The following is a 20,365-nucleotide window of genomic DNA, read 5'->3' as shown; positions in this document are numbered from 1 at the left end:
ACGGATGTGTCGTCAGTCACACAGTCTCGCCAGCCAGCACGCGCGTAACCACGCGACCCGGCCAGCCTGTCGCACCAACACAGGCTGGCAGGCGGCGTGGGAACGCACGGTGACGGGTGTGCCATCCCGTCGTCGTGCCGAGCGGGCGAGCGGTTGCAACGCGGCGGGTACACCGGCTGCGAGCGTTCGCGATGTGTCACGTCCGTCGGTGTCCCATCGGGCCCCGACAGCCGACGACGGCAGCGACACACCGCCGTCACCGGACATTGTGGGGGCATCAGTCATGAACGTCTCTGTGGCGTCGAACTCATGGTAAGTGGAGAGAGATTCTACTTAATATTTCCGAATGATAATACACGTTTATCCAGGTCACGGGTTCTGAGCCCTACGGTCTCCGCTGTCCGACCGGGGACCCGTGGTGCGCAGTGAGCGACTGTCCCGGCAGCCCCAGGCCTGTGCCGAGTGGTGTCCCGACTCGTACCGGTGGGTTTTACGACCGGGCGGACCACCCCCCGGACGTATGACCGACGAGTACCGGACAGAGCAGGACAGTCTGGGTGAAATGCAGGTGCCAGCCGACGCGTACTGGGGCGCACAGACGCAACGCGCCGTCGAGAACTTCCCGATCAGCGACGTGACTTTCGGGCGGCGGTTCATCCGAGCGCTCGGCGTCGTCAAGAAGGCGGCCGCGCAGGCGAACCGCGACCTCGGAACGATACCGGAAGACAAGGCGGATTGTATCGTCGAGGCCGCCGACGAGGTCATCGCTGGCGAACACGACGACCAGTTCCCCGTCGACGTGTTCCAGACCGGGTCAGGCACGTCCTCGAACATGAACGCCAACGAGGTCATCTCCAACCGCGCCACGGAGCTGTACGGCGGCGACATCGGGACCCGCGAGATCCACCCGAACGACCACGTCAACTTCGGTCAGTCCAGCAACGACGTGATTCCGACGGCGATGCACGTCGCCTCGCTGGAGGCCGTCGAGAAGGACGTGATTCCCGGCCTGAAGACGCTTCGCGACGAACTCGAAGCCAAGGAAGACGAGTTCGAGAACGTCGTCAAGACCGGTCGAACCCACCTCCAGGACGCGACCCCGGTGACGCTGGGCCAGGAGTTCGGCGGCTACCGCACGCAGGTCGAGAAGGGAATCTCCCGGGTGCAGGACACGCACGGTCGCCTCGCCGAACTCGCCCTCGGCGGAACCGCGGTCGGGACCGGCCTGAACACTCATCCCGAGTTCCCGGCGAAAGCGGCGGCGTACATCAGCGAGGAAACCGGCCTGGAGTTCCGCGAGGCCGACAACCACTTCGAGGCCCAGGCCGCCCACGACGCGATGTCCGAGGCCCACGGTGCGCTCCGGACGGTCGCCGGCTCGCTGAACAAGATCGCAAACGACCTCCGACTGCTTGCGTCCGGGCCCCGCAACGGCCTCGGCGAGATCGACCAGCCGGAGAACCAGCCCGGCTCCTCGATCATGCCCGGGAAGATCAACCCCGTCGTCGCCGAGGCGGTCAATCAGGTCCACAAGCAGGTCGTCGGCAACGACGCCGCCGTCTCGGCCGGCGCTGCCGAGGGCCAGATCGACCTGAACCTCTACAAGCCCGTGCTGGCTTCGAACTTCCTGCAGTCGGCCAAGCTCATCGCCAACAGCAGCGCGGTGTTCGGCGAGAAGTTCGTCGCCAAACTGGAGGCCGACGCCGAGCACTGCGCCGAACGCGTCGAGCAGAGCATGGCGCTGGCGACGGCGCTCAACCCCGCCATCGGCTACGACAAGGCGAGCAAGGTCGCGAAGAAAGCACTCGCCGAGGAGAAGACTATCCGCGAGGTCGTCCTCGAAGAGGGGTACCTCGACGAGGACGAGGTCGACGACGTGCTCGACCCCGAGAAGATGACGAAGCGTGGTATCCTCGGCGATGAGTAGCGAGGGGCGCGAACGGAGTGAGCGGCCCTCGTACCGGAACGGCGACGTGAGGAGCCGTGATGGAGTAGCGAAGGCTGAGCGAAGCGAAGCCTTCGGATAGGCAAGCGGGGAGGAACGACCCGTGAGCAGCGAGAGCCGAACGGAGTGAGATTTCTCGTACCGGAACGGCGCTGTGAGGGTCCCGGTCCCCGAAACGCGAGGAACGACTGACAGAGCCGCGGGGTGGCACGACCCCTGTTGTGTCTCTGTTTTCTGGTCGGTTCTGTGCCGACGGACAGCCGTCACCGCGGGAAACAGCATTGGGCCACCACGGCTGATGCTTCTAGACCCGCGACTCGTCCGCAAGGACGTAGCGGCTCTCGGGGTAGCGCTCGTCGCCGATTTCGGTTTCGCTCTCGTCGGCGAACTCGAACCCGAACCCCTTGTAGAACTCGGCTCCGGGCTCGTTCGCCGAGAGGACCATCGCGTTGATCCGGTCGATGTCGTGCTCGAACAGTTCCTCGCAGGTCCGTTCTAGCAGGGTCCGGCCGATGCCCTCGCGCCTGTAGTCGGGATGGACGTACAGCCGGAGAATGTACCCCACGCGGTCGGTTTCGTGCCACGTCGCGTGTGCGAACCCGACAACGCGTCCCTCGCGCTCGGCGACGAACAAGAGCGTCTGCGATTCGACCAGTTCCGATTCGATCTGCTCGGGCGAATACCAGTCGCCAACGCCGTCTTCGACTGTTTCCTGGGTGAGCAACGGGTAATCCGTCTCCCAGGCAGCCGTCGCAACCTGGTTGATTGCCGTCACATCATCCGGAGTTGCCGGACTGACTGTCATATGGAAACGTATGTCACGATGTGTGATATGTTTTCCCGCGCAAGTGGATCGAAATATCAGGTCTCGCCTCAACAACCGGATCTGGTCGGCGAGGATGATCACCGGACAATCCAAATTCATAATGTTTTTTAATTATGAAGCGGAGTATGTGATATAGATGCGTTACTCGGAAACGTTGCAGTTGTTCGACCAGGCCTGTGAGTTCCCCGCCGACCACACCACTATCGTCCACCAGCTCGGCGACGTCGAGCTGGTCGCCCAGAACGGCGACTCCGTCGAAATGAGTGAGGTGCTGGCTCGGACCAGCGAAGCCACGTACCAGTCCGCAGAGGGGCTGTACAACTCCCTCGTCGGAAACCTCGACGACGATTTCATCGGCCGGAAGTACTACGACGACCGGGCCGGGAGCACGTCCGGAACCGACGAAGTTCGAACGGAAACGGACCGTCTCTAGCCGCTGGATGCGCGGTGCCGCGTGCTGGCCCGACTCAGTTCATCGGCGTTGATTCGTTGAGCCACGCCGGCCGCTCCGCCGTCGTCTCGCCGATGTCCTCGTACCAGAAGCTGTATTCGACGATGCGGTCTTCGGTGCGATACCAAACGCTGAATCGGCGGACAAGGCCCGCGGGTTCGACCAGCAGTTCAATTCGGAGTTCCTCCAGCCGTTCTGTAGTCGGAATCTCACCGCCGGAACCGCGAATCCGGTAGGCCTGGCTGCCGTCACTGGTGACGACGGTCGTAGAACTCTGGTTGACCACAGCGTAGCGGTTCAGGTAGAACGCCGTCCGGTAAGCGTACTTGTCGCGGCTGAAGCGGACCTCGCCGCGCTGGCGCTCGACGGTGCCGTCCTCCCGCCGCTCGTACCAGTTGGTGCCGTCGGCGTAGGTCGACTGCTCGTACCGCCCGACGGTCCCGTTCGAGTCAGTCGTCACTCTGACCATCTCGTCGCGATACCGCGTCGGTGATTCGACGGCGACAGTCTCGGTGCGCCGGACGGAGCTGCTGTCGTTCCCGATTGTGAGCTCGGTGTAGCGTTCGTTCAGAGTGTAGGTAGTGCCGTTGAGTGCCTGCCGGTGGGCGGCGGACAGGAGCGCGACGTTTTCGAGGCGCTCCGTGGTAACGCCGGGCGGCGAGTCCAGCGTCGTTGCCGTGTCCGACTCCGCTGCTGTCGGAATCGGGACCGGCGTGACGGTGCCCTGATCGGCGGTGTCAGCGCCGACGAAGGCGTTACAGCCGGCTGTCAGGAGCAGGACGGCCACCGCGGCTGTCGACAGCCAGCGCATACTGACAGTGAGGGAGAGAGCGTCAAAAGCACGGCGGCGAGCGCGGGAAGGGTGCGTTTTTTGGCCCCCGGTCCCGGACACCTCGACAATGACCGAGTACGACTACGAGGAGCTGGGGCTCGTCGCCGGGCTGGAGATCCACCAGCAACTCGACACCGCGACGAAACTGTTCTGTGACTGTCCGACGACGATCCGCGAACCCGAGGAGAGCGAGCGCTCCTTTACCCGCTATCTGCACCCGACCAAGAGCGAACTCGGGGAGATCGACCAGGCGGCCTTAGAGGAGAGCATGGTCGACCGGGAGTTCGAGTACCTGGCCTACGACACGACCTGTCTCGTCGAGGAGGACGACGAGCCGCCCCACCGCGTCGACCGCGAGGCGATGGAGACGACGCTGGAAATCGCCCAGCTACTGGATATGTCCGTCGTCGACCAGGTGAACGTCATGCGAAAAATCGTCGTCGACGGGTCGAACACCACGGGGTTCCAGCGGTCGATGCTGGTCGCTAACGACGGGGCCATCGAGACGAGCGCCGGCCCGGTCGGTATCGAGGACATGCTACTGGAGGAGGAGTCCTGCCAGCGCGTCGAGGAGACCGCCGACGGTGTCCGGTTCTCGCTCGACCGGCTCGGCATTCCGCTGGTCGAAATCGGCACGAAGCCGGACATCAGTTCGCCCGAGCAGGCCCGCGAGGCCGCCGAGCGAATCGGGATGCTCCTCCGTTCGACCGGGAAGGTCAAGCGCGGCCTCGGGACCATCCGACAGGACGTGAACGTCTCCATCGAGGAGGGCGCACGAATCGAACTGAAGGGCGTCCAGAGCCTCGACGACATCGACGACCTCGTCCGCAACGAGGTCCGCCGGCAGGTCGAACTGCTGGACATCGCCGACGAACTCGCCGGACGCGACGCCGCCGTCGGCGAGCCACAGGACGTGACCGGGGTGTTCGAAGACACGGAGTCGGGCGTCATCGAAGGCGCGCTCTCCTCGGGCGGCGAGGTACAGGGCCTCCTGCTTTCGGGCTTCGACGGCCTGGTCGGCCGCGAGATTCAGCCCGACCGCCGGCTCGGGACGGAGCTGTCCGACCACGCCAAGCGCCACGGCGCGGGCGGCATCTTCCACACCGACGAACTCCCGGCCTACGGCGTCACCGAGGCGGAAGTCGAGGCACTTCGGGACGCCGTCGGCGCAGGTCCCGAGGACGCTGTCGCCATCGTCGCCGACGACCCGGAGACCGCCGAACTGGCTATCGACGCCGTTGCCGAACGGGCCGAGACCGCGCTCGAAGGCGTCCCCGAGGAGACGCGGGACGCGAACGAGGACGCCACGTCGCGGTACCTCCGACCGCTCCCCGGCGCGGCCCGGATGTACCCCGAGACGGACGTGCCACCGGTCGAACCCGACGTGACCGAAGTCGAGACTCCGGAGCTACTCACCCAGAAGGTCGACCGGTACGAGAGCGAGTTCGACCTCGGCTCCGGCCTCGCCGAACAGGTCGCCTACGGCCAGCGGTGGCCGCTGTTCGAGGCGCTTGTGGAAGGCGAGGGCGTCGACCCGACGCTGGCCGCCGGGACGCTGGAGTCGACGCTGACCGAACTCCGCCGCGACGACGTGCCCGTCGGGAACCTCACCGACGAGCACCTGTGGGGCGCAATCCTGCTGGTCGATGGCGGAGACGTGCCGCGTGAGGGGATCGAGGACCTCCTGACAGCCCTCGCAGAGAACCCGTCGCTGACGGCCCAGGAAGCCGTCGAGCAGGAGGGACTGGGCGGCGTCGACGAGTCGGAGGTCCGGGACGCCGTTGTCGAGGTCGTCGAGCGCCACGAGGACCAGATCGCCGAAGAGGGGATGGGGGCGTTCTCGGCGCTGATGGGCGAGTGCATGGGCGCACTCCGTGGCAAAGCTGACGGCGATACAGTTAGCGACGTGTTGCGCTCGGAGATACAGAAGCGGGCTTAATTGCTCCGTTCGGGGCGTAAAGAGTCGATATCGACGGCGTTCGATGAGAGGCCATTACCGCTCGCGGACAGGTCGTGTTCGATCGTCGACTCGAGCAACGGGACGAGGGCCGGCGCGTTCGGCCCGATATCGACCATATCTTCCGATTGGTCGTACTGGACGACACCGGCATCGACCAGCCGCGGAAGGTGGTTGTGATAGAGGGCCGTGTAAATCTTGAGTCGCTCGTCGCGGTGCTGTTCGGCCGGTGTCCCGTGTTCGAATTCGGTCACCGTATCCGTGAGTACGGCTAGTGAAACCGGCGTCGTGTACTGTGAAAGCCCGTACAGGAGGTACCGCCGGTAGTGCGACGACAGGAGCGACAGTCGGTCGTCCAGCGGAAGCGAGTCGGGGATCTCAGTTTGTTTCGTATTCATTTTGATTGGTATGGTGCTGGATGGGGACAGCTATCGTGGCAGGTTTGGGGCGGTTCGAACGCTATTGTACCACGGTACGCTCGTGCTCGAGTTCGTCGGCTAGGTCTGCGGCATCCGCGAGACGGTTGACACGGTCGGTGACGCGGTGGACCGTTCCATCCCGCGTACAGGGGGCGACGTGCGTGAGGTCATCATCAACGTATTCGGCGAGGGCAAGCGTCGGCAGCGTGATCACGCTGACCGATTCGTCAGAAACCATGTTCGTCAGCGGGTGCTCCCAGTCGAAGGCGGCAAGCGAGGCATCGGCGTCGCGCTCCCACTGTTCGAACATGGAAAGCCGCTCCAACAGGTGTCGTCCCTCCGCAGTCCGCTGTGCGAGCCGCGGTTCGATCCGGCGCCCCCAGATTAATATCGACAGATCCTCGATATAGCCCGCGTCCTCGAGAGCCTGTAACCGGTCAATCAGGTAGTTCTGTTGTTGCGTTGCATCTCCCGGACAGAGGGACCGGACGAACAGTTCGACGCGAACCGGATTGGCAGTGGAATCCATAGTGAGATGTTGAGTATCCTGTGCCTCGATACAGCGGTAACTGTCCTAAGCACTCTCTCTAGGCCCCTAGAATAAATCGGGACGAATCGGATTCATGGGTGATATATCTGGGTCAATCGGTAATTGGTTAGTATGTGAATATCTGGTAGTTGTTTTGCCAAGTTTGTGTTCAAATCAGCCCGAATAGAGCTCTGGAGTTCGATTTCTGCATAGTATTCACCACAGACGTGTTCCCCGAGAAAATATTACTATTCTAACTAGACACCGGGCGTTAAGTAGCTCGCCGCCACACTTTGACTCATGGTCCCAAGTGTCATGGATGGCCATGATATCCCAGCCCTGTACGGGCCAGCCATGGATACACTACCACTCATGTTTGCGATCGTAGACGAGTCCGGGGTGATCCTCTCGACGAACGAGACGTGGAGCGAGTTCGGCCGGGCAAACGGAACAGAGCTGACACCGAATACGCTGGGCGTGAACTACCTCGACGTCGCTGACATGGCTGACGACGCGACCGGGCAACAGGCAGCCGACGGGATCAGAACCGTCCTCGCTGGCGAACAACCCACGTTCGAACTTGAATATCCATGTCACGCCCCGTCATCGCAACGGTGGTTCCGGTTGTACGCCGCCCCGTTCACTATCGACGGGGAGACGTATGCGTCCATCGCACATATCGACATCACGGCCCGCAAGCAACGGGAGTCAGTGCTCGAAGCGGCCTACGATATCTGTACCGACGCGAACCGGACATTCACAGAACAACTCGACGCGCTGCTAGAACTCGGCTGTGAGACGCTCGATACGTCGTTTGGGACGCTCTCCCGGGTCCACGGTGACGAGTACGTGTTCGAGGCAGTCACTGCACCGGCGACTGCCGACCTCGAAGCCGGCAGCACGACCAGCATCGAGGACCTCCCGAACTGCAGACACGTCGTCGAACACCGCGAACCGCTCGCGATCAGTGACGTTGCTGCGGACGCGCCGGACCTCGCTGACCCGGAGTGGGGAATCGCGAACTACATCGGCGCGCCCGTCGTCGTCGATGGGGCCGTGTACGGGACGTTCTGCTTCTACGGGCTGGAACCACGCGAGACAGTGTTCACGCAGTGGGATCTGACGTTCGTCCGGTTGCTCTCGGACTGGGCGGGCTACGAACTCGAACGACAGCGCCACACGGAACAGCGAAGCGCGTTGAATACTGCCCTCCCAGACCCCAGTTTCATCATTGATGCGGAAGGGCGATTTCTCGACTGTCCGACCGATCCCGAGACGATGGTGACGGTCGACGATACGGACACGCTTGTCGGTCAGACGCTACACGAGTTTCTTCCCCACGACACCGCTGATTCGCTACTGGCGACCGTTCGTGCGGCCCTGCGGACCGGGTCGTTCCAGTCCGTGGAGTACATACTGCAGGTTCCCAGTGGCAAGCGGTGGTTCGAGGCGCGGGTCGCGCCGCTGGAAAGTCGCGCGTACGACCTCGACACCGTCATCTTCGTCGCTCGGGACATCACTGCGCACAAAGACCGACAGGCCGAACTCGAACGACAGCGTGACGAACTCGAACAGACACAGCGGCTCAACGTGCTGGGCAGAGAGATCGCGAAGGCGCTACAGGACACACAGACGCGTGAGGAAATCGAATCGGCAGTGTGTACGCATCTCACTGAATCGGACCTGTACCAGGCCGTGTGGGCCGGGAGCCGCGGGAGTGCCACGAGGATAACACTGAGTGCCGCCGCTGGGATCGACACGGCAACGCCGGAGCAGATTTCGCCCGGCGAGCACAGTCTCGCCATCGACGCCATCGACACCGGCGAGGTACAGGTCGTCGAGGATATCACCGACGTGTCGACGCCCTCGGACACCGGGATGGACCGCCCACTACTCACAGACCGCTGCTCCGTCGCGGCTGTTCCCCTGACAACTGGCGAGACCACGTACGGCGTCCTGATGGTGTACGCATCGACAGAAGCCACGATTGGCTGCCGTGAGTCGAGTATTCTGGCCGATCTAGGGCGACTTATCGCGCTTTCTATCCAGCGCGTCCACAGTCAGCAGTCACTGCTGGCGGCGACGACGGTCGAACTCGAATTCCTGACGCCGGACTCCGACGACGTCTTCGCCGGCCTCTCAGCGATGCTCGACTGTTCGTTTACGCTCGAACGGCGCGTCCCGACCAGTTCCGGGAACTGCCTCCACTACGTTCGCATCAGCGGTGTGGACACTGACCGGGTGTGTCAGGCGCTCACTGAGACGCCCTCGGTCGAGTCCTGTACCGTCGTGGAAACGGCGGCGGAGAACCGAGCGCCCCTGCTCGAAGTCGCGCTCGACGAGATATCCGCATCGCCGCTTGACACGCTCACAGATTACGGCGGGGCCGTACGGCGGGCCGTCGCAGCGGACGGCGACCTGCGGTTCACAGCGGAGATGGCACCGGATATCAACGTCCGCGCCGTCGTCGAGGCGATTCAGGAGATCGCGCCCGGGACAGAACTGCGGAGCAAGCAGTACGTCGACCAGCCAGTCTCGACGGCCACGGATTTCCAGACGCGGATACGCGACCGGCTGACGCCGAAACAGGCCGCCGCACTCAAGACTGCCTACGCACGCGGCTACTACGACTGGCCGCGAGGGAGCTCCGCGGAGGAACTGGCTGCGACACTCGACATTTCCGCGCCGACCTTGCACTACCGGTTGCGGAAGGCCCACGACGCCGTCATCGGTTCGCTGTTCGACTCCGACACTGGGTCTGAAAAGCTCGACTGACCCTCAGTCGTCTTCGGCACGCTCGATTCGCTGTCGGGCCTGCCGGAACAGGCCGCGAAGCGTCTTCGTCTCCCGACCAGTGGGTTGTGCACGCCCGAGCACTCGGCGGAACAGCCGCCGAGCCTTGTGCTGTTTCTCTTCGGGGTGACCGATAGCGCCGAGGAATCGGTCGAACTCCTCGTGTAGGCCCTCGACCGCCGGCGTCTCGGCGAGCGTATGCAGCTCCTCGGGGTGCTGGGTCTCGGCAACAGTTAGCTCACGCAGTTCATAGAGAACGATTGTAGCCGCCTGGCCGAGGTTCAACACCGGATACGACGCGCTGGCCGGGATAGAGCAGATGACGTCCAGCCGTGCGAGTTCGTCGTTCGAGAGCCCGACCCGTTCGCGGCCGAAGACGACGCAGATGTCGCCCTCGACATCCTGAAGCGAGTCGGCAAGGTCGGCCGGCGTCGTCGCCGGATACCGGACGTGGTTGGCGGGGTCCTCGTTCGTCGTCGCCGTGCAGGCGACGGTGTGGTAGTTCTCGACGATCTCGTCGAACGTCACCGTCCGGGCGTTCGGGAGGATGTCGTCGCGGGCCTGTCCGGCAAAGCCGTACGCTTCGCCATCGGGGTCCAGTTCCGGCGGGTCGACAAGTAACAGCTCCGACAGGCCGAAGTTCTTCATCGACCGGGCGATGGTGCCGACGTTGCCCGGCGTCTCCGCGTCGACGACGGCGACCGATATCATACGTCCAGGTCACTGAGGTCCATATCAATCGTGTCGAGGTCTTCCTCGGCCATCTGCTCGACTTCTTCTTCGAGTCCCGGAATCGCTTCGTCCCTGTCGGGGGCCTCCGGCAACGCTGTCGGGTCCTCCTCGACGTGTTCGAGGCCGACATATCCCTCGGGGGCTCGGTTCCCGTCGAGGAACCACTCGTGGAAGGCCGAGGCCAGGTCCGTCTCTCCGGCGTGGGCCTCGCCGCCCTCCTCGCGGAACCAGTAGATGAAGTCCGTCTCGTGGTCCGAGCAGACGACCACCTCGCCCATCGGCTCCCCGTAAATAGCATCCGCGACGTTGCACTGCTCGATGTCTTCGTCGCCGTGAATCAGCCAGCAGGCGTCACAGGGGTCGACGACCCGCTCTGCGAGCACCAGCAGCCGCTGGCGGGTTTCCGGTTCCATCGTCTTGAGCGGCCGGACCCGTCCGTCCGGCCCGAGTACGTCCTCGTCGAAGCGCCAGCCACGAAGCCCGATATTGACCTTGCTCATACGTCAGAGTGGGAGAGTCCCGGACTAAAAGAGCGCGATATGCCGGTCGACCGCTACCGATCCGTCCGCGCTCCATCATCATCGCGGAGTGTGAACGGGGAGTGTCAGCCGGTTACACCCACCGCTCGTTCGAAACATAGACAGTTCTAGCTAAATTTAACATGATTATTCCAGCTAGCATCCGCGGCCAGCATCCAGATCAGGCAAAACTGTTGGTCTCGCCCAAACATTTATACGTGATTGGCTTTTCTCCGTAAAAGAACACATGGAACGGCCGACGCGCCAGCGGGATTCTGACCAGGAGGAACGCGAGGAGGAGTCCGAGAGCACGGGCCAGCAGACCTGCCCCGAGTGTGAGTCGGAGTCCATATCTAGCGACGGCGGTGGTGAACTCGTCTGCGAGGACTGTGGCCTCGTCATCGAGGACGAGAACATCGACCGCGGGCCGGAGTGGCGGGCGTTCAATCACTCTGAACGCCAGTCCAAGTCACGCGTCGGAGCCCCCACGACCCAGACGATGCACGACAAGGGGCTGACCACACAGATCGACTGGAAGGACAAGGACGCCTACGGTCGGTCACTCTCCTCGGAGAAGCGAAGCCAGATGCACCGCCTTCGGAAGTGGCAGGAGCGCATCCGAACCAAAGACGCCGGCGAGCGGAACCTGCAGTTCGCGCTGTCAGAGATCGACCGCATGGCCAGCGCGCTCGGTGTGCCACGGTCGGTTCGAGAGGTCGCGTCAGTCATCTACCGACGCGCGCTCAACGAGGACCTCATCCGCGGTCGCTCCATCGAGGGCGTCGCCACGGCCTGTCTGTACGCGGCCTGTCGACAGGAAGGTATCCCACGGAGCCTGGAGGAGGTCTCGGACGTCTCCCGGGTCGAGCAGAAGGAGATCGGGCGGACGTATCGGTACGTCGCCCAGGAACTCGAACTGAAGATGGAGCCGGTCGACCCCAAGCAGTACGTGCCCCGCTTTGCCTCCGAACTGGAACTCTCCGAAGAGGTCCAGTCCAAGGCCAACGAGATCATCGACACGACCGCCGAGCAGGGCCTGCTCTCGGGGAAATCACCCACCGGCTACGCCGCCGCGGCCATCTACGCCGCCTCGCTGCTGTGCAACGAGAAGAAGACCCAGCGCGAGGTCGCCGACGTGGCCCAGGTGACAGAGGTCACCATCCGGAACCGGTATCAGGAGCAGATCGAAGCGATGGGCATCCACTGACTGGCCGCGTTCCCTGTTGTGCGGTAGCGTCGTTCTCTGTTCGCTCTCATTATGCAGGTACTGGCACCGGTAGTGCAGCTTATACGTTCGTTACCGGACTGGGAACGACAGGCGTGCAGAACTATCTGTCTGGACACCGATACCGTAAGTATGCCTGTCTCCTCGTCGCAGAAACGGATCGCACTTCTCGTCATCGGACTGGTGATCCTCTTTGCACCCGCGCTGTTCGTCGTCGCCACGCTGGAGTTTCTCATCCTGTCCGGTGACCTCGCGCTCAGCGAAATTTCGCTCCTCGAATTCGTCGAACTGTATCTCATCGACTTAGTGCTGTTCGTCCTGCTCGGCTACGGCGTCTACCGGTTGACGTTCTGGCTGATTGAGAACCAGCTTCCGGAGGCACTCGATACTGTCGAGGAGACCGAGGCAGCCGACGCGACTGACGAAGCAGAGCCGTCTGGTGGCGTCAATGAGGACCGGTCCTGAAAGACCGGCACTGCTGAGGCGACACAACGACGTGCCGTGAGTTTCTCGCAAAATCGGGACCGCTCGCGGGTTTTCGGCCGCCGACCGCGTCAACGAGGCCGACTCAGTGCTCGCGGGTCGTTCCTCCCCGCCCGCATTTTTGAGGGCAACTCAGTGCTCACGGCTCCTTCCGTCCCCGCTCGCAACAACGAGGGCCGCTCACTGCTCGCGGATCGTTCCTCCCCGCTCGCGACAACGAGGGCCGCTCACTCTGTTCGCGCCCCTCGCTTCGTTCGCGCCCCTCGCTAGTCCCCTGCAACCGCTGTCGGCTCCTCGGCACTCTCGCCGACTGAGCCGAGGTCCATCATTGCCAGCAAGGCAATGACGCCGAAGCCGACTTTCGTGACCACGTCGAGGTACACGATCACGAGTGTCGCAGTCTCGACATCCATGAGGCCCACTCCTGCCGCACCGAGCAGCCACACGACCGGATACACCATCCAGAGGACGACGACGAAGTTCCGGAGGGTGCGGTACAGGCTGATCTCTATGTCGGACAGGGTCGACTTCGCAGCCGCCGCAATGTTCCGGTAGAGGAGGTAGATGACGCCACCGAACAGCGCTGCGCCGACCGCGAACAGCGCGTAGCTAATCGGCGATGGCGTGACCGCGCCGGCGAACCCGAAGACGATAGTCAACGCCTGCAGGACGACGAGTTTCACCGTGTCCTCCCGACTTGCACCGGCGAGGAGCGCCAAGAACCAGACGTTGAGCGGCGTCGTCAACAGCCAGTCAATGTAGCGGATCACGTACACCGTGTGGCCGCCACTCTGTATCGAGCCGAAGCCAAGCGCCATCAGGGCGTAGGCGACGATGGCGATACCCGGGATGGCGATCAACAGCAGGTACCGCTTCCGCGTCTTTTCGGGGACGAGCGTGTAGCCGTATGCCAGCACGGCCGTCCCGAGCAGTTCACCCAGTAGTCCCAGCGTGAACCAGGTCGTTATGGTTGCCATTGTTAGTCGTCCCCCACCACAGCCGTGCTGTCGGTGTCCGTCCCGGCCGAGTTTTCGACCGTAAAGCGGTCCAGGAGCGATTCGAGGTCGTCAGCCCGCTGCCTGAGTTCCGTCGCGGAGTCCGACACTTCGTCGATGGACGCGGACTGGTCCTGTGCCGCGCCAGCCACCGTATCGGCCTCCGTCGCCGTCTGCTGACTGATCGTCGTCAGGTCGTCGATGGTACCCATCACGTCCTGTGCGGTCCGGGCCTGTTCCTCGGTCGCCCGGTCGATCTCCTGGATGCCGGTGTCGACCTCTTCAGTGTACTCGACGATGGTCTCCAGCGCATCGACGGTCTCCTCGACCGTCGAGACGCCTTCAGTAATCCGGTTACTGGTCGATTCCATCGTCTCGACGGTGTCGCCGGCCTGCTCTTGGATGCCCGCAATGCGCTGCTCGATGTCGGCGGCGGCCTCTTTGGTCTCCTCTGCGAGGCCCTTGATCTCGTCCGCGACGACGGCGAACCCTTCGCCGTCACCGTCAGCGTGGGCGGCCTCGATGGAGGCGTTCAGCGCGAGCATGTTCGTCTGCTCGACGATGCTCGTGATGACGCCGACGATCTCGCCGATCTCGTCGAGTTCGTCGTCGAGCGCGTTGATCTCTTCGACGGTCTCGCCGGTCTCGTCCTCGATGGCGCTCATCTCCGCGATAGCCTCCTGGGCGGCTTCGCGGCCGTCCTCACCGACTTCGGCGGCCGACTGGGACGTGTCGGCAACCTGCTGAGCGGAGGAGGCGACCTGTTGTGCGGTCGCCGAGAGGTTCTGCATCTCGGCGGCCGCCGATTCGAGCCCCTCGTTTTGCTCGGTCGTGCCTTCGAAAATCTCGTTTATCGACTTCGACACTTGCTTGCTGGCCTGGTCGACCCGCTCCGCGTTCGAGTTGACGCGGTCGCTGGACTGGATGACGTTGGCCGCGAACGCCTTCATGTCGGCAATGGTGTCTTCGAGCGCATCCAGCGTCGTGTTGATGTCCTCGCCGACCTCCGCCATCGCCTCGTTCATACTGTCCGTATCTACCCGTGCGGTGAGGTCACCGTTAGCGGCGGCGGCGAGCGCGTCGCTGTACTGCTGTGCCTTGAGTTCGAGGTGGCCGGTCAGCGCCTCCATCTCGTTGCGTTCGGATTCGACGTCCTCACGGGCCGTCTGTGCCTGCTCTTTGGCCTCCTCGGCTTCCTGCCGTGCGGTTTCGGCTTCGGATATCTGCGTCCGGAGGTTCGCCCGCATATTGTCGAAGGCGGCGTACAGCGTTCCGAACTCGTCCTCGCGTGACGTGCTGAGGTCGACGTCGAGTTCCCCCTCGGCCATCGCTTCGGCCTTCACCGAAAGCCGTCGCAGCGAAGCGATCGTGTTTCCGCCGATCGTGACTCCGATGAGTCCGAGGTTGACGACGGCAAGCAAAATGAGCCCGATGAGGTCAGAGTTGATCTGGTCGCTCAGGGCGTACGCGTTCTGGCGATCAGCGTGGACCATAACGACCCAGTCCTGTGATTCGAGTCGGTTCAGTCCCATCAGCATACTGTCCGTTTCGTGGAAGGCGCTCTCGCCGGGTTCGAGCGTCCCCAGCGGGTTCGACTCCATCTCCGAGATCGGTGCTGTCGACCCGATCATCGAGGTGTTGGGGTGGGAGACGAACTCGCCGTCAGTGTTGACGACCGTGGTAAACGACCCATCGCGCTGGTTCGATATCTGGTCGGCCTTCTCCCGGAGGTCGATCATATACACGAGCGCTCTGTCTTCGTCACCGGGGACCGGCGAAACGACGGCCACTATCGGATGGTCGACGACCGAGACGGAGAACGGCTCCGTCACATGCGTGTCGTCGGGACCGTCGAACTGTGGCGGGTCCGTAGCGAACGGTGCCCCCTGCTCGGCAGCGTTGACCCCGATGAAGTCCTGATTCGAACTGGCACGGATCTCGTTTGTCTCGGTGTCGAAGTAGTGCACTGCGACGACACCGGGCGGGAGTTCCTCGTTGGACCGTAACTCCTCCAGTCGTTGCTGTTTCTCCGTGTTCGTCCCGTCAGTGAACACGGGGAGTCGCGACGTTGATCGGACATCCCGCTGCGATGTCGTCAACCATTCGTCCAACTGTGCGGCCTGCGTCTCTGACAGCGCCGTGATGTCGTCCGCAACGTCTTCCTCGAGAGTGGCGGACGCCTGCACGCTTGTCAGGACCCCGGCGGCGATAATAACAATTATCGCGAATGAAAGCGCCAACCCGAGTCTAGCAGCGTAACTGCCAGCAATAAAACTCGGGAGCGGCGAGTCCCTATCTGATTCCATCATCCAGTGCTACGCAAACGTGCTAATAAAGCGTTGGTGCGCAATTTTCACCGATGATAAACGCTGTGGCCACTGTGGAAATTCATAGCCCCGGTACGGCTAACGTTGGTTAGTTGTGTTTTTCTGATAATATCATCCGCAGTCGCCGATATGAGTCCTGACCCAACTCGTTCGCTGTCGGCGCTGTCACTCAACGTACCGCGATATGTTGAGAAGCGTATTCGGGGCCGCTCAGTCCGTGGGGAAAGGTTTTCCCGATACCACCTGACGCATACCCCAATGCGTGCTGTACGATTCCGCGAATACGGCGGGACGGACGTGCTCCGCGTCGACGACATCGAACGACCCACACCAGGTCCGGAGGAGGTCCTGCTCGAAGTCGAGGCAGCGGCGATCAATCCGGTCGATACGTACTTCCGGACCGGCGACTACGAGCCGGGCGAACTGCCCTGGATACCTGGTTCCGATTGTGCCGGGACCGTCGCCGCGACCGGCGAGCGCGTGGCCACCGTCACCGAGGGCGACCGGGCGTTCGCGACCGGGCTGGGGAACTGGCTCCAGGGGACCTGCGCGGAGTACGTCACTGTTCCCGAATCGCATCTGGCGCGGCTCCCCGACGGGGTGTCCGCCGAGGCGGGGGCGGCCGTCGCGCTCGTCGGCGTCACCGCCTGGCAGACGCTCGTCGACGCCTGCTCGCTGGAACCGGCCGAGCGGGCGCTGATTCACGGCGGCAGCGGCGGCGTAGGCCACGTTGCAGTCCAGTTGGCTGCGGCGAACGGCGCGCAGGTGACGACGACAGCATCGCCGGCCTACCACAACCATCTGGCCGACCTCGGCGCGGACGACGTGTTCGACTACAGCCGGGACGACCTCGCCGACGCGGTGGTCGACGCCGGCGCGCCGGACGTGATTCTCGACCACCGACTCGACGACTACCTCGCATTCGATGCCGAGGTGGCCGCCCAGGGCGCTCGAATCGCCGCTATCGGGAACACCGACCTCGCGGCGACGTTCGAGAACGTCCCGCGCTGCCGGGCCAAAGCCCTCAGCGTTCACCACGTCTCGATGTTCAACACACCGGAGTTCGGCGCGGTGCTTTCCCGACTGGCGACGCTCATGGCCGACGACGACCTAACGCCGGTCGTCGCCCGCCGGTACGACCTCGACGACGTCCCGGCCGCTCACAACGACGTACTGAACGACAGCTTCCTCGGCAAACTCGTCGTCACGCCGTAGCCCGGCTACTGCGGACCCCGTCGTCGGTTTACCGGCCCGGTCCTCGCGTTTCCGGGGATTGGCATTTATCCCCTTGCTATCCGTTGACAGATATATGTCAGTCGAATTTGATTTCGGCGGTGAGATAGCACTGGTTACGGGTGTCGGCGGGGCGCTGGGCAGCGCGGTCGCAAACGCGTTCCTCGAAGCCGGGACGACCGTCTGTGGAAGCGACATCATCGAACCGAATACCGAGGACTTCCTGTTGTCCGATCCCGACAGCGTGGATTTCTACCAGGCAGACTTCAGCGACGAGGAGGCTGTCGCCGAGACTGTCGACGCAGTCGTCGACGAACACGGGCGGCTGGACTACTTGCTGAACATCGCCGGAACGTGGCGGGGTGGCACACCGATCCACGAGACGGACGTGGACACGTTCGACTTCCTGTTCGACGTGAACCTGAAGACGATGTTTCTGGCGTCGAAACACGCGGTTCCACACTTGCGGGAGACCGAGGGCGCAATCGTCTCAGTTTCCGCGCGGTCGTCACTGGAGGGCGGTGACGGCGACGGTATCTACCGCGCATCGAAAGCCGGTGTCCGACTCCTGACCGAGACCATCGCGGCGGAGAACCTCGGGGCCGTGCGAGCCAACGCCGTGATGCCGAGCGTCATCGACACCCCGATGAACCGCGAGATGATGCCCGACTCCGACTTCGAAACGTGGGTCGACCCGAAAGACATCGCGGACGTGATGTTGTTCCTCTGTTCGGACGCCGCCACCGTGACCAGCGGCGCAGCGGTGCCGGTGTACGGCGAGGTCTGATACTGTTAGCTAGACCGTCGGACAGCGTCTTCCACCGACAGCACGAACCACTCCACTCACGTTTGACTATTTAGGGTATCGGTGCGATTGCCTGGTCACCCACCGATATCGTGTCCAGAACGACGACCGGGGGTCTGGATGAGCGGGAGCAATCGTCAGAAGGAGACGGTAGATTCGTCTCTGATCTCAGTTCCGATTGCAATCCCCCCGCGATCATCATAGTACTTGCGTCCAATGAATGTCTCGTCGAGATTGCCGATAATCGAGGTGTAAAGCGCATCCGCGGTCAGATAACTCTCCTCTTCGACCGGGTCTAACGTCTCCTGAATAGTCACCGAGTTACCGGAGGGAGACGTTATTTCAATGGCACCGATCTGTTCAATCACAGCCGTATGCGTCGCTGGGAACTCGAGCGATTCATCAACAATCCGCTCTGTATCTGAATAGTCCATGTCTGTTGTCCGAGAACCGGGGGTTCGGTCCCTACGTTCCACAGTACGCGGCGAACATGAATCAAACCCAACAATTTTCACCGTGGACTTGTTTTTGATTATTTGAGGTACAGATTCTGGACGTGGTCATATAGGTAGATTCGAAGTCACATATCCACGCTGTCGAGAAATGACCAGCAAGGAGGTGTCAGTGTGGACCTCTCGGCTGCTGCTGTTCGCCGTCGCAAATGATGTCAGACTGGTCATACTATCGGATGGTATTGCGAACCGGAATCACGGTGGTTTTTATACCCCAAAAGAATATGCCGCATCACAATGAGTGACAGAGAAACGTGGGCCTCACGGCTCGGGTTCCTTCTCGCAGCGATCGGTAGCGCAGTCGGTCTCGGAAACATCTGGCAGTTCCCGTTCAAGACCGCGACAAACGGCGGCGCAGTGTTCCTCGTCTTTTACCTCGCCGCCGTGTTGCTCATCGGCTTCCCGGCAATGCTGGCGGAGTTCATCATCGGTCGGCGAACGAACCGTAATGCCGTCGACGCGTTCGCAGAACTCGGGTTCAAGCAGTGGCGGGTCGTCGGTGGCCTGGGCGTCTTTACGGGATTCTGGATCCTCTCGTATTACAACGTCGTCGGCGGGTGGGTCATGCGGTATATCCTCGGTAGCGCGACGGGCGCATACTTCGGAAACTCCGCGGAGTACTTCGGAGCCATCTCAAGTGGGCCAGAAGCTGTCGCCGGGCAGGCGCTGTTCCTGCTAATCTGTGTCGGCATCGTCGCAGTGGGTGTCGAGGACGGTATCGAGAAGGCGACGAAGGTGATGGTCCCCAGCATCGTCATCCTCATGATCGGGATGGCGGCCTGGGTCACCACACTCGAGGGAGCAGGCGCTGGCTACAGCTACTTCCTCTCGCCGGACTTCTCCACGCTGGCGGCGAACGCCGGCGACCTGATCCCGTTCGCGGTTGGACAGGCGTTTTTCACCCTCTCGCTGGGGATGGCAGCCATGATCACCTACTCCTCGTACATCGGTGACGACGAGAGCCTCCCGGTCGATGGTGGCATCATCGTCGTGACGAACACGCTCGTCGGTGTGCTGGCGGGTCTCGTCGTGTTCCCGATTCTCTTCGCCATCAACATCAGTCCCGACACCAGCGGCCCGTCCGCCATCTTCGTCGCGATGGCGTCGGCGTTCCCACAGCTCCCCGGGGGTCGACTCCTCGGTATCGTGTTCTTCGGCGTTGTCCTCATCGCCGCGATCTCCTCCGCGATCAGCCTGCTCGAAGTTGCAGTCTCCTACGGTGTCGACAACACGCCGTACTCGCGAGTGCAGCTGTCGGCAATTCTCGGAGTTGGGCTGTTCGCTCTGGGTCTGCCGTCAGCCTGGGACCTGGCGTGGTTCGGCTGGTTCGACACGCTCGCGTACAAGCTGTTCCTCCCGCTGTCGGTGCTGCTCGTTCTGGTGTTTGTCGGCTGGGTGCTCTCCTCCAGCGCAGTTGCCGAGCTCCGACAGGGAACGGGTGGGCTCCGGGCGTTCGGCCCGACCTGGCTCTGGATGGTCCGAACGGTGGTCATCCTCGGCGTCATCCTGACGCTGGCGCTCGGCCTGCAGACGCTGTTCCTCGCCGAGGACCCGGCGATCATCCCGCCGATATAACCGACGTACGGTATCAGTTTCCGGCGGACCTTCTTTTCCGCAGTTCGCGGTGACCGCCCAGTGTGTGCGGTTGCTGCGAAAAACAGTCGCAGTGGTCCGACGGGGGTCCAGACAGTTTTTCCAGAGTAGTATTTTTTCGGCCGCAGGAGTCTGAGTCGACTGTACCATAGGGCTGTGTCTCTGTCACGCTTCGCGTAGACGTAGATAC

18 protein-coding genes are annotated in these 20,365 nt (G+C 62.8%); 9 read left to right on the top strand and 9 right to left on the bottom strand.

Going from position 1 to position 20,365, the window contains the following annotated elements; all coding sequences use genetic code 11:
- Window positions 1-520 precede the first annotated feature (520 nt).
- The gene (locus tag ACNO8S_RS03505; protein WP_014039729.1) at window positions 521-1,927 is read left to right on the top strand and encodes a class II fumarate hydratase; all 1,407 of its coding nucleotides are present in this window, start codon (window positions 521-523) and stop codon (window positions 1,925-1,927) included.
- A 322-nt stretch (window positions 1,928-2,249) separates the two neighbouring features.
- Here the strand turns inward: ACNO8S_RS03505 and ACNO8S_RS03500 are convergent, their stop codons facing one another.
- Entirely contained in the window at window positions 2,250-2,750 is a 501-nt protein-coding gene (locus tag ACNO8S_RS03500) for a GNAT family N-acetyltransferase (protein WP_420182493.1), read from the bottom strand.
- Window positions 2,751-2,907: 157 nt separating this feature from the next.
- On the opposite strand from ACNO8S_RS03500, the gene ACNO8S_RS03495 reads away from it, so the two are divergent.
- The gene (locus ACNO8S_RS03495) at window positions 2,908-3,204 is read left to right on the top strand and encodes a hypothetical protein (RefSeq protein WP_044951716.1); all 297 of its coding nucleotides are present in this window, start codon (window positions 2,908-2,910) and stop codon (window positions 3,202-3,204) included.
- A 34-nt stretch (window positions 3,205-3,238) separates the two neighbouring features.
- Here ACNO8S_RS03495 and ACNO8S_RS03490 read toward each other — a convergent pair whose 3' ends face one another.
- On the bottom strand, window positions 3,239-4,033 hold the full coding sequence (locus ACNO8S_RS03490; RefSeq protein ID WP_420182492.1) for a DUF7537 family lipoprotein: 795 nt from the start codon (window positions 4,031-4,033) through the stop codon (window positions 3,239-3,241).
- 88 nt (window positions 4,034-4,121) lie between these two features.
- Here ACNO8S_RS03490 and gatE point away from each other — a divergent pair, with 88 nt between their 5' ends.
- On the top strand, window positions 4,122-5,993 hold the full coding sequence (gatE, locus tag ACNO8S_RS03485; RefSeq protein WP_050037660.1) for a Glu-tRNA(Gln) amidotransferase subunit GatE: 1,872 nt from the start codon (window positions 4,122-4,124) through the stop codon (window positions 5,991-5,993).
- On the opposite strand, the gene ACNO8S_RS03480 is transcribed toward gatE, so the two are convergent.
- Both ACNO8S_RS03480 and ACNO8S_RS03475 read right to left on the bottom strand, forming a co-directional pair.
- Entirely contained in the window at window positions 5,990-6,409 is a 420-nt protein-coding gene (locus ACNO8S_RS03480; protein ID WP_050037659.1) for a DUF7344 domain-containing protein, read from the bottom strand. The genes gatE and ACNO8S_RS03480 overlap by 4 nt on opposite strands.
- Window positions 6,410-6,470: 61 nt before the next feature.
- Window positions 6,471-6,959 carry an HTH domain-containing protein gene (locus tag ACNO8S_RS03475; protein ID WP_050006915.1) on the bottom strand — a complete coding sequence of 163 codons (489 nt, stop codon included), beginning with the start codon at window positions 6,957-6,959 and terminating at the stop codon, window positions 6,471-6,473.
- A 300-nt stretch (window positions 6,960-7,259) separates the two neighbouring features.
- On the opposite strand from ACNO8S_RS03475, the gene ACNO8S_RS03470 reads away from it, so the two are divergent.
- Window positions 7,260-9,734 (top strand): bacterio-opsin activator domain-containing protein, encoded by a 2,475-nt coding sequence (locus ACNO8S_RS03470; protein ID WP_420182491.1) that lies wholly within the window; start codon window positions 7,260-7,262, stop codon window positions 9,732-9,734.
- A 3-nt stretch (window positions 9,735-9,737) separates the two neighbouring features.
- Here ACNO8S_RS03470 and ACNO8S_RS03465 read toward each other — a convergent pair whose 3' ends face one another.
- Both ACNO8S_RS03465 and ACNO8S_RS03460 read right to left on the bottom strand, forming a co-directional pair.
- A complete protein-coding gene (locus ACNO8S_RS03465) occupies window positions 9,738-10,463 on the bottom strand; it encodes an RNA methyltransferase (protein ID WP_129754858.1) in 726 nt (241 codons plus the stop codon).
- Complete coding sequence (locus ACNO8S_RS03460; protein ID WP_420182490.1) at window positions 10,460-10,984, bottom strand: hypothetical protein; 525 nt, start codon at window positions 10,982-10,984, stop codon at window positions 10,460-10,462. The genes ACNO8S_RS03465 and ACNO8S_RS03460 overlap by 4 nt, the downstream gene beginning before the upstream one ends.
- A 265-nt stretch (window positions 10,985-11,249) precedes the next feature.
- Here ACNO8S_RS03460 and ACNO8S_RS03455 point away from each other — a divergent pair, with 265 nt between their 5' ends.
- Together ACNO8S_RS03455 and ACNO8S_RS03450 are read left to right on the top strand one after the other, a co-directional pair.
- A complete protein-coding gene (locus tag ACNO8S_RS03455; RefSeq protein ID WP_008310442.1) occupies window positions 11,250-12,209 on the top strand; it encodes a transcription initiation factor IIB in 960 nt (319 codons plus the stop codon).
- 150 nt (window positions 12,210-12,359) lie between these two features.
- Window positions 12,360-12,692, top strand: coding sequence for a hypothetical protein (locus ACNO8S_RS03450; protein ID WP_008310443.1), 333 nt, complete (start codon window positions 12,360-12,362; stop codon window positions 12,690-12,692).
- 284 nt (window positions 12,693-12,976) lie between these two features.
- On the opposite strand, the gene sop2 is transcribed toward ACNO8S_RS03450, so the two are convergent.
- The gene (gene sop2 / locus ACNO8S_RS03445; RefSeq protein WP_151102988.1) at window positions 12,977-13,687 is read right to left on the bottom strand and encodes a sensory rhodopsin II; all 711 of its coding nucleotides are present in this window, start codon (window positions 13,685-13,687) and stop codon (window positions 12,977-12,979) included.
- 2 nt (window positions 13,688-13,689) lie between these two features.
- Window positions 13,690-15,891: a methyl-accepting chemotaxis protein gene (locus ACNO8S_RS03440; RefSeq protein ID WP_151103930.1), complete on the bottom strand. Its 2,202-nt coding sequence runs from the start codon at window positions 15,889-15,891 to the stop codon at window positions 13,690-13,692.
- A 399-nt stretch (window positions 15,892-16,290) separates the two neighbouring features.
- On the opposite strand from ACNO8S_RS03440, the gene ACNO8S_RS03435 reads away from it, so the two are divergent.
- On the top strand, window positions 16,291-17,247 hold the full coding sequence (locus tag ACNO8S_RS03435) for an NADPH:quinone reductase (RefSeq protein WP_420182489.1): 957 nt from the start codon (window positions 16,291-16,293) through the stop codon (window positions 17,245-17,247).
- Window positions 17,248-17,341: 94 nt separating this feature from the next.
- Window positions 17,342-18,052: an SDR family oxidoreductase gene (locus tag ACNO8S_RS03430; RefSeq protein ID WP_420182488.1), complete on the top strand. Its 711-nt coding sequence runs from the start codon at window positions 17,342-17,344 to the stop codon at window positions 18,050-18,052.
- Between the two features lie 155 nt (window positions 18,053-18,207).
- On the opposite strand, the gene ACNO8S_RS03425 is transcribed toward ACNO8S_RS03430, so the two are convergent.
- Window positions 18,208-18,504 (bottom strand): hypothetical protein, encoded by a 297-nt coding sequence (locus tag ACNO8S_RS03425; RefSeq protein WP_008310451.1) that lies wholly within the window; start codon window positions 18,502-18,504, stop codon window positions 18,208-18,210.
- Between the two features lie 315 nt (window positions 18,505-18,819).
- Here ACNO8S_RS03425 and ACNO8S_RS03420 point away from each other — a divergent pair, with 315 nt between their 5' ends.
- The gene (locus tag ACNO8S_RS03420) at window positions 18,820-20,157 is read left to right on the top strand and encodes a sodium-dependent transporter (protein ID WP_014039714.1); all 1,338 of its coding nucleotides are present in this window, start codon (window positions 18,820-18,822) and stop codon (window positions 20,155-20,157) included.
- Window positions 20,158-20,365 lie beyond the last annotated feature (208 nt).

The sequence above is a fragment of the Haloarcula sp. KBTZ06 genome, assembly GCF_048595605.1.
Taxonomy (GTDB): Archaea; Halobacteriota; Halobacteria; order Halobacteriales; family Haloarculaceae; genus Haloarcula; species Haloarcula hispanica.
This window is presented reverse-complemented; position numbering and strand designations above follow the sequence as displayed.

What these genes read in the sequence shown, in the direction of transcription:
- ACNO8S_RS03500 (WP_420182493.1), bottom strand. Translation starts at nt 2,750, where the DNA reads ATGACAGTCAGTCCGGCAACTCCGGATGATGTGACGGCAATCAACCAG.
- ACNO8S_RS03480 (WP_050037659.1), bottom strand. Translation starts at nt 6,409, where the DNA reads ATGAATACGAAACAAACTGAGATCCCCGACTCGCTTCCGCTGGACGAC.
- ACNO8S_RS03475 (WP_050006915.1), bottom strand. Translation starts at nt 6,959, where the DNA reads ATGGATTCCACTGCCAATCCGGTTCGCGTCGAACTGTTCGTCCGGTCC.
- gatE (WP_050037660.1), top strand. Translation starts at nt 4,122, where the DNA reads ATGACCGAGTACGACTACGAGGAGCTGGGGCTCGTCGCCGGGCTGGAG.
- ACNO8S_RS03420 (WP_014039714.1), top strand. Translation starts at nt 18,820, where the DNA reads ATGAGTGACAGAGAAACGTGGGCCTCACGGCTCGGGTTCCTTCTCGCA.
- ACNO8S_RS03455 (WP_008310442.1), top strand. Translation starts at nt 11,250, where the DNA reads ATGGAACGGCCGACGCGCCAGCGGGATTCTGACCAGGAGGAACGCGAG.
- ACNO8S_RS03460 (WP_420182490.1), bottom strand. Translation starts at nt 10,984, where the DNA reads ATGAGCAAGGTCAATATCGGGCTTCGTGGCTGGCGCTTCGACGAGGAC.
- ACNO8S_RS03430 (WP_420182488.1), top strand. Translation starts at nt 17,342, where the DNA reads ATGTCAGTCGAATTTGATTTCGGCGGTGAGATAGCACTGGTTACGGGT.
- ACNO8S_RS03490 (WP_420182492.1), bottom strand. Translation starts at nt 4,033, where the DNA reads ATGCGCTGGCTGTCGACAGCCGCGGTGGCCGTCCTGCTCCTGACAGCC.
- ACNO8S_RS03495 (WP_044951716.1), top strand. Translation starts at nt 2,908, where the DNA reads ATGCGTTACTCGGAAACGTTGCAGTTGTTCGACCAGGCCTGTGAGTTC.
- ACNO8S_RS03450 (WP_008310443.1), top strand. Translation starts at nt 12,360, where the DNA reads ATGCCTGTCTCCTCGTCGCAGAAACGGATCGCACTTCTCGTCATCGGA.
- ACNO8S_RS03435 (WP_420182489.1), top strand. Translation starts at nt 16,291, where the DNA reads ATGCGTGCTGTACGATTCCGCGAATACGGCGGGACGGACGTGCTCCGC.
- ACNO8S_RS03470 (WP_420182491.1), top strand. Translation starts at nt 7,260, where the DNA reads ATGGTCCCAAGTGTCATGGATGGCCATGATATCCCAGCCCTGTACGGG.
- ACNO8S_RS03425 (WP_008310451.1), bottom strand. Translation starts at nt 18,504, where the DNA reads ATGGACTATTCAGATACAGAGCGGATTGTTGATGAATCGCTCGAGTTC.
- ACNO8S_RS03505 (WP_014039729.1), top strand. Translation starts at nt 521, where the DNA reads ATGACCGACGAGTACCGGACAGAGCAGGACAGTCTGGGTGAAATGCAG.
- ACNO8S_RS03465 (WP_129754858.1), bottom strand. Translation starts at nt 10,463, where the DNA reads ATGATATCGGTCGCCGTCGTCGACGCGGAGACGCCGGGCAACGTCGGC.
- sop2 (WP_151102988.1), bottom strand. Translation starts at nt 13,687, where the DNA reads ATGGCAACCATAACGACCTGGTTCACGCTGGGACTACTGGGTGAACTG.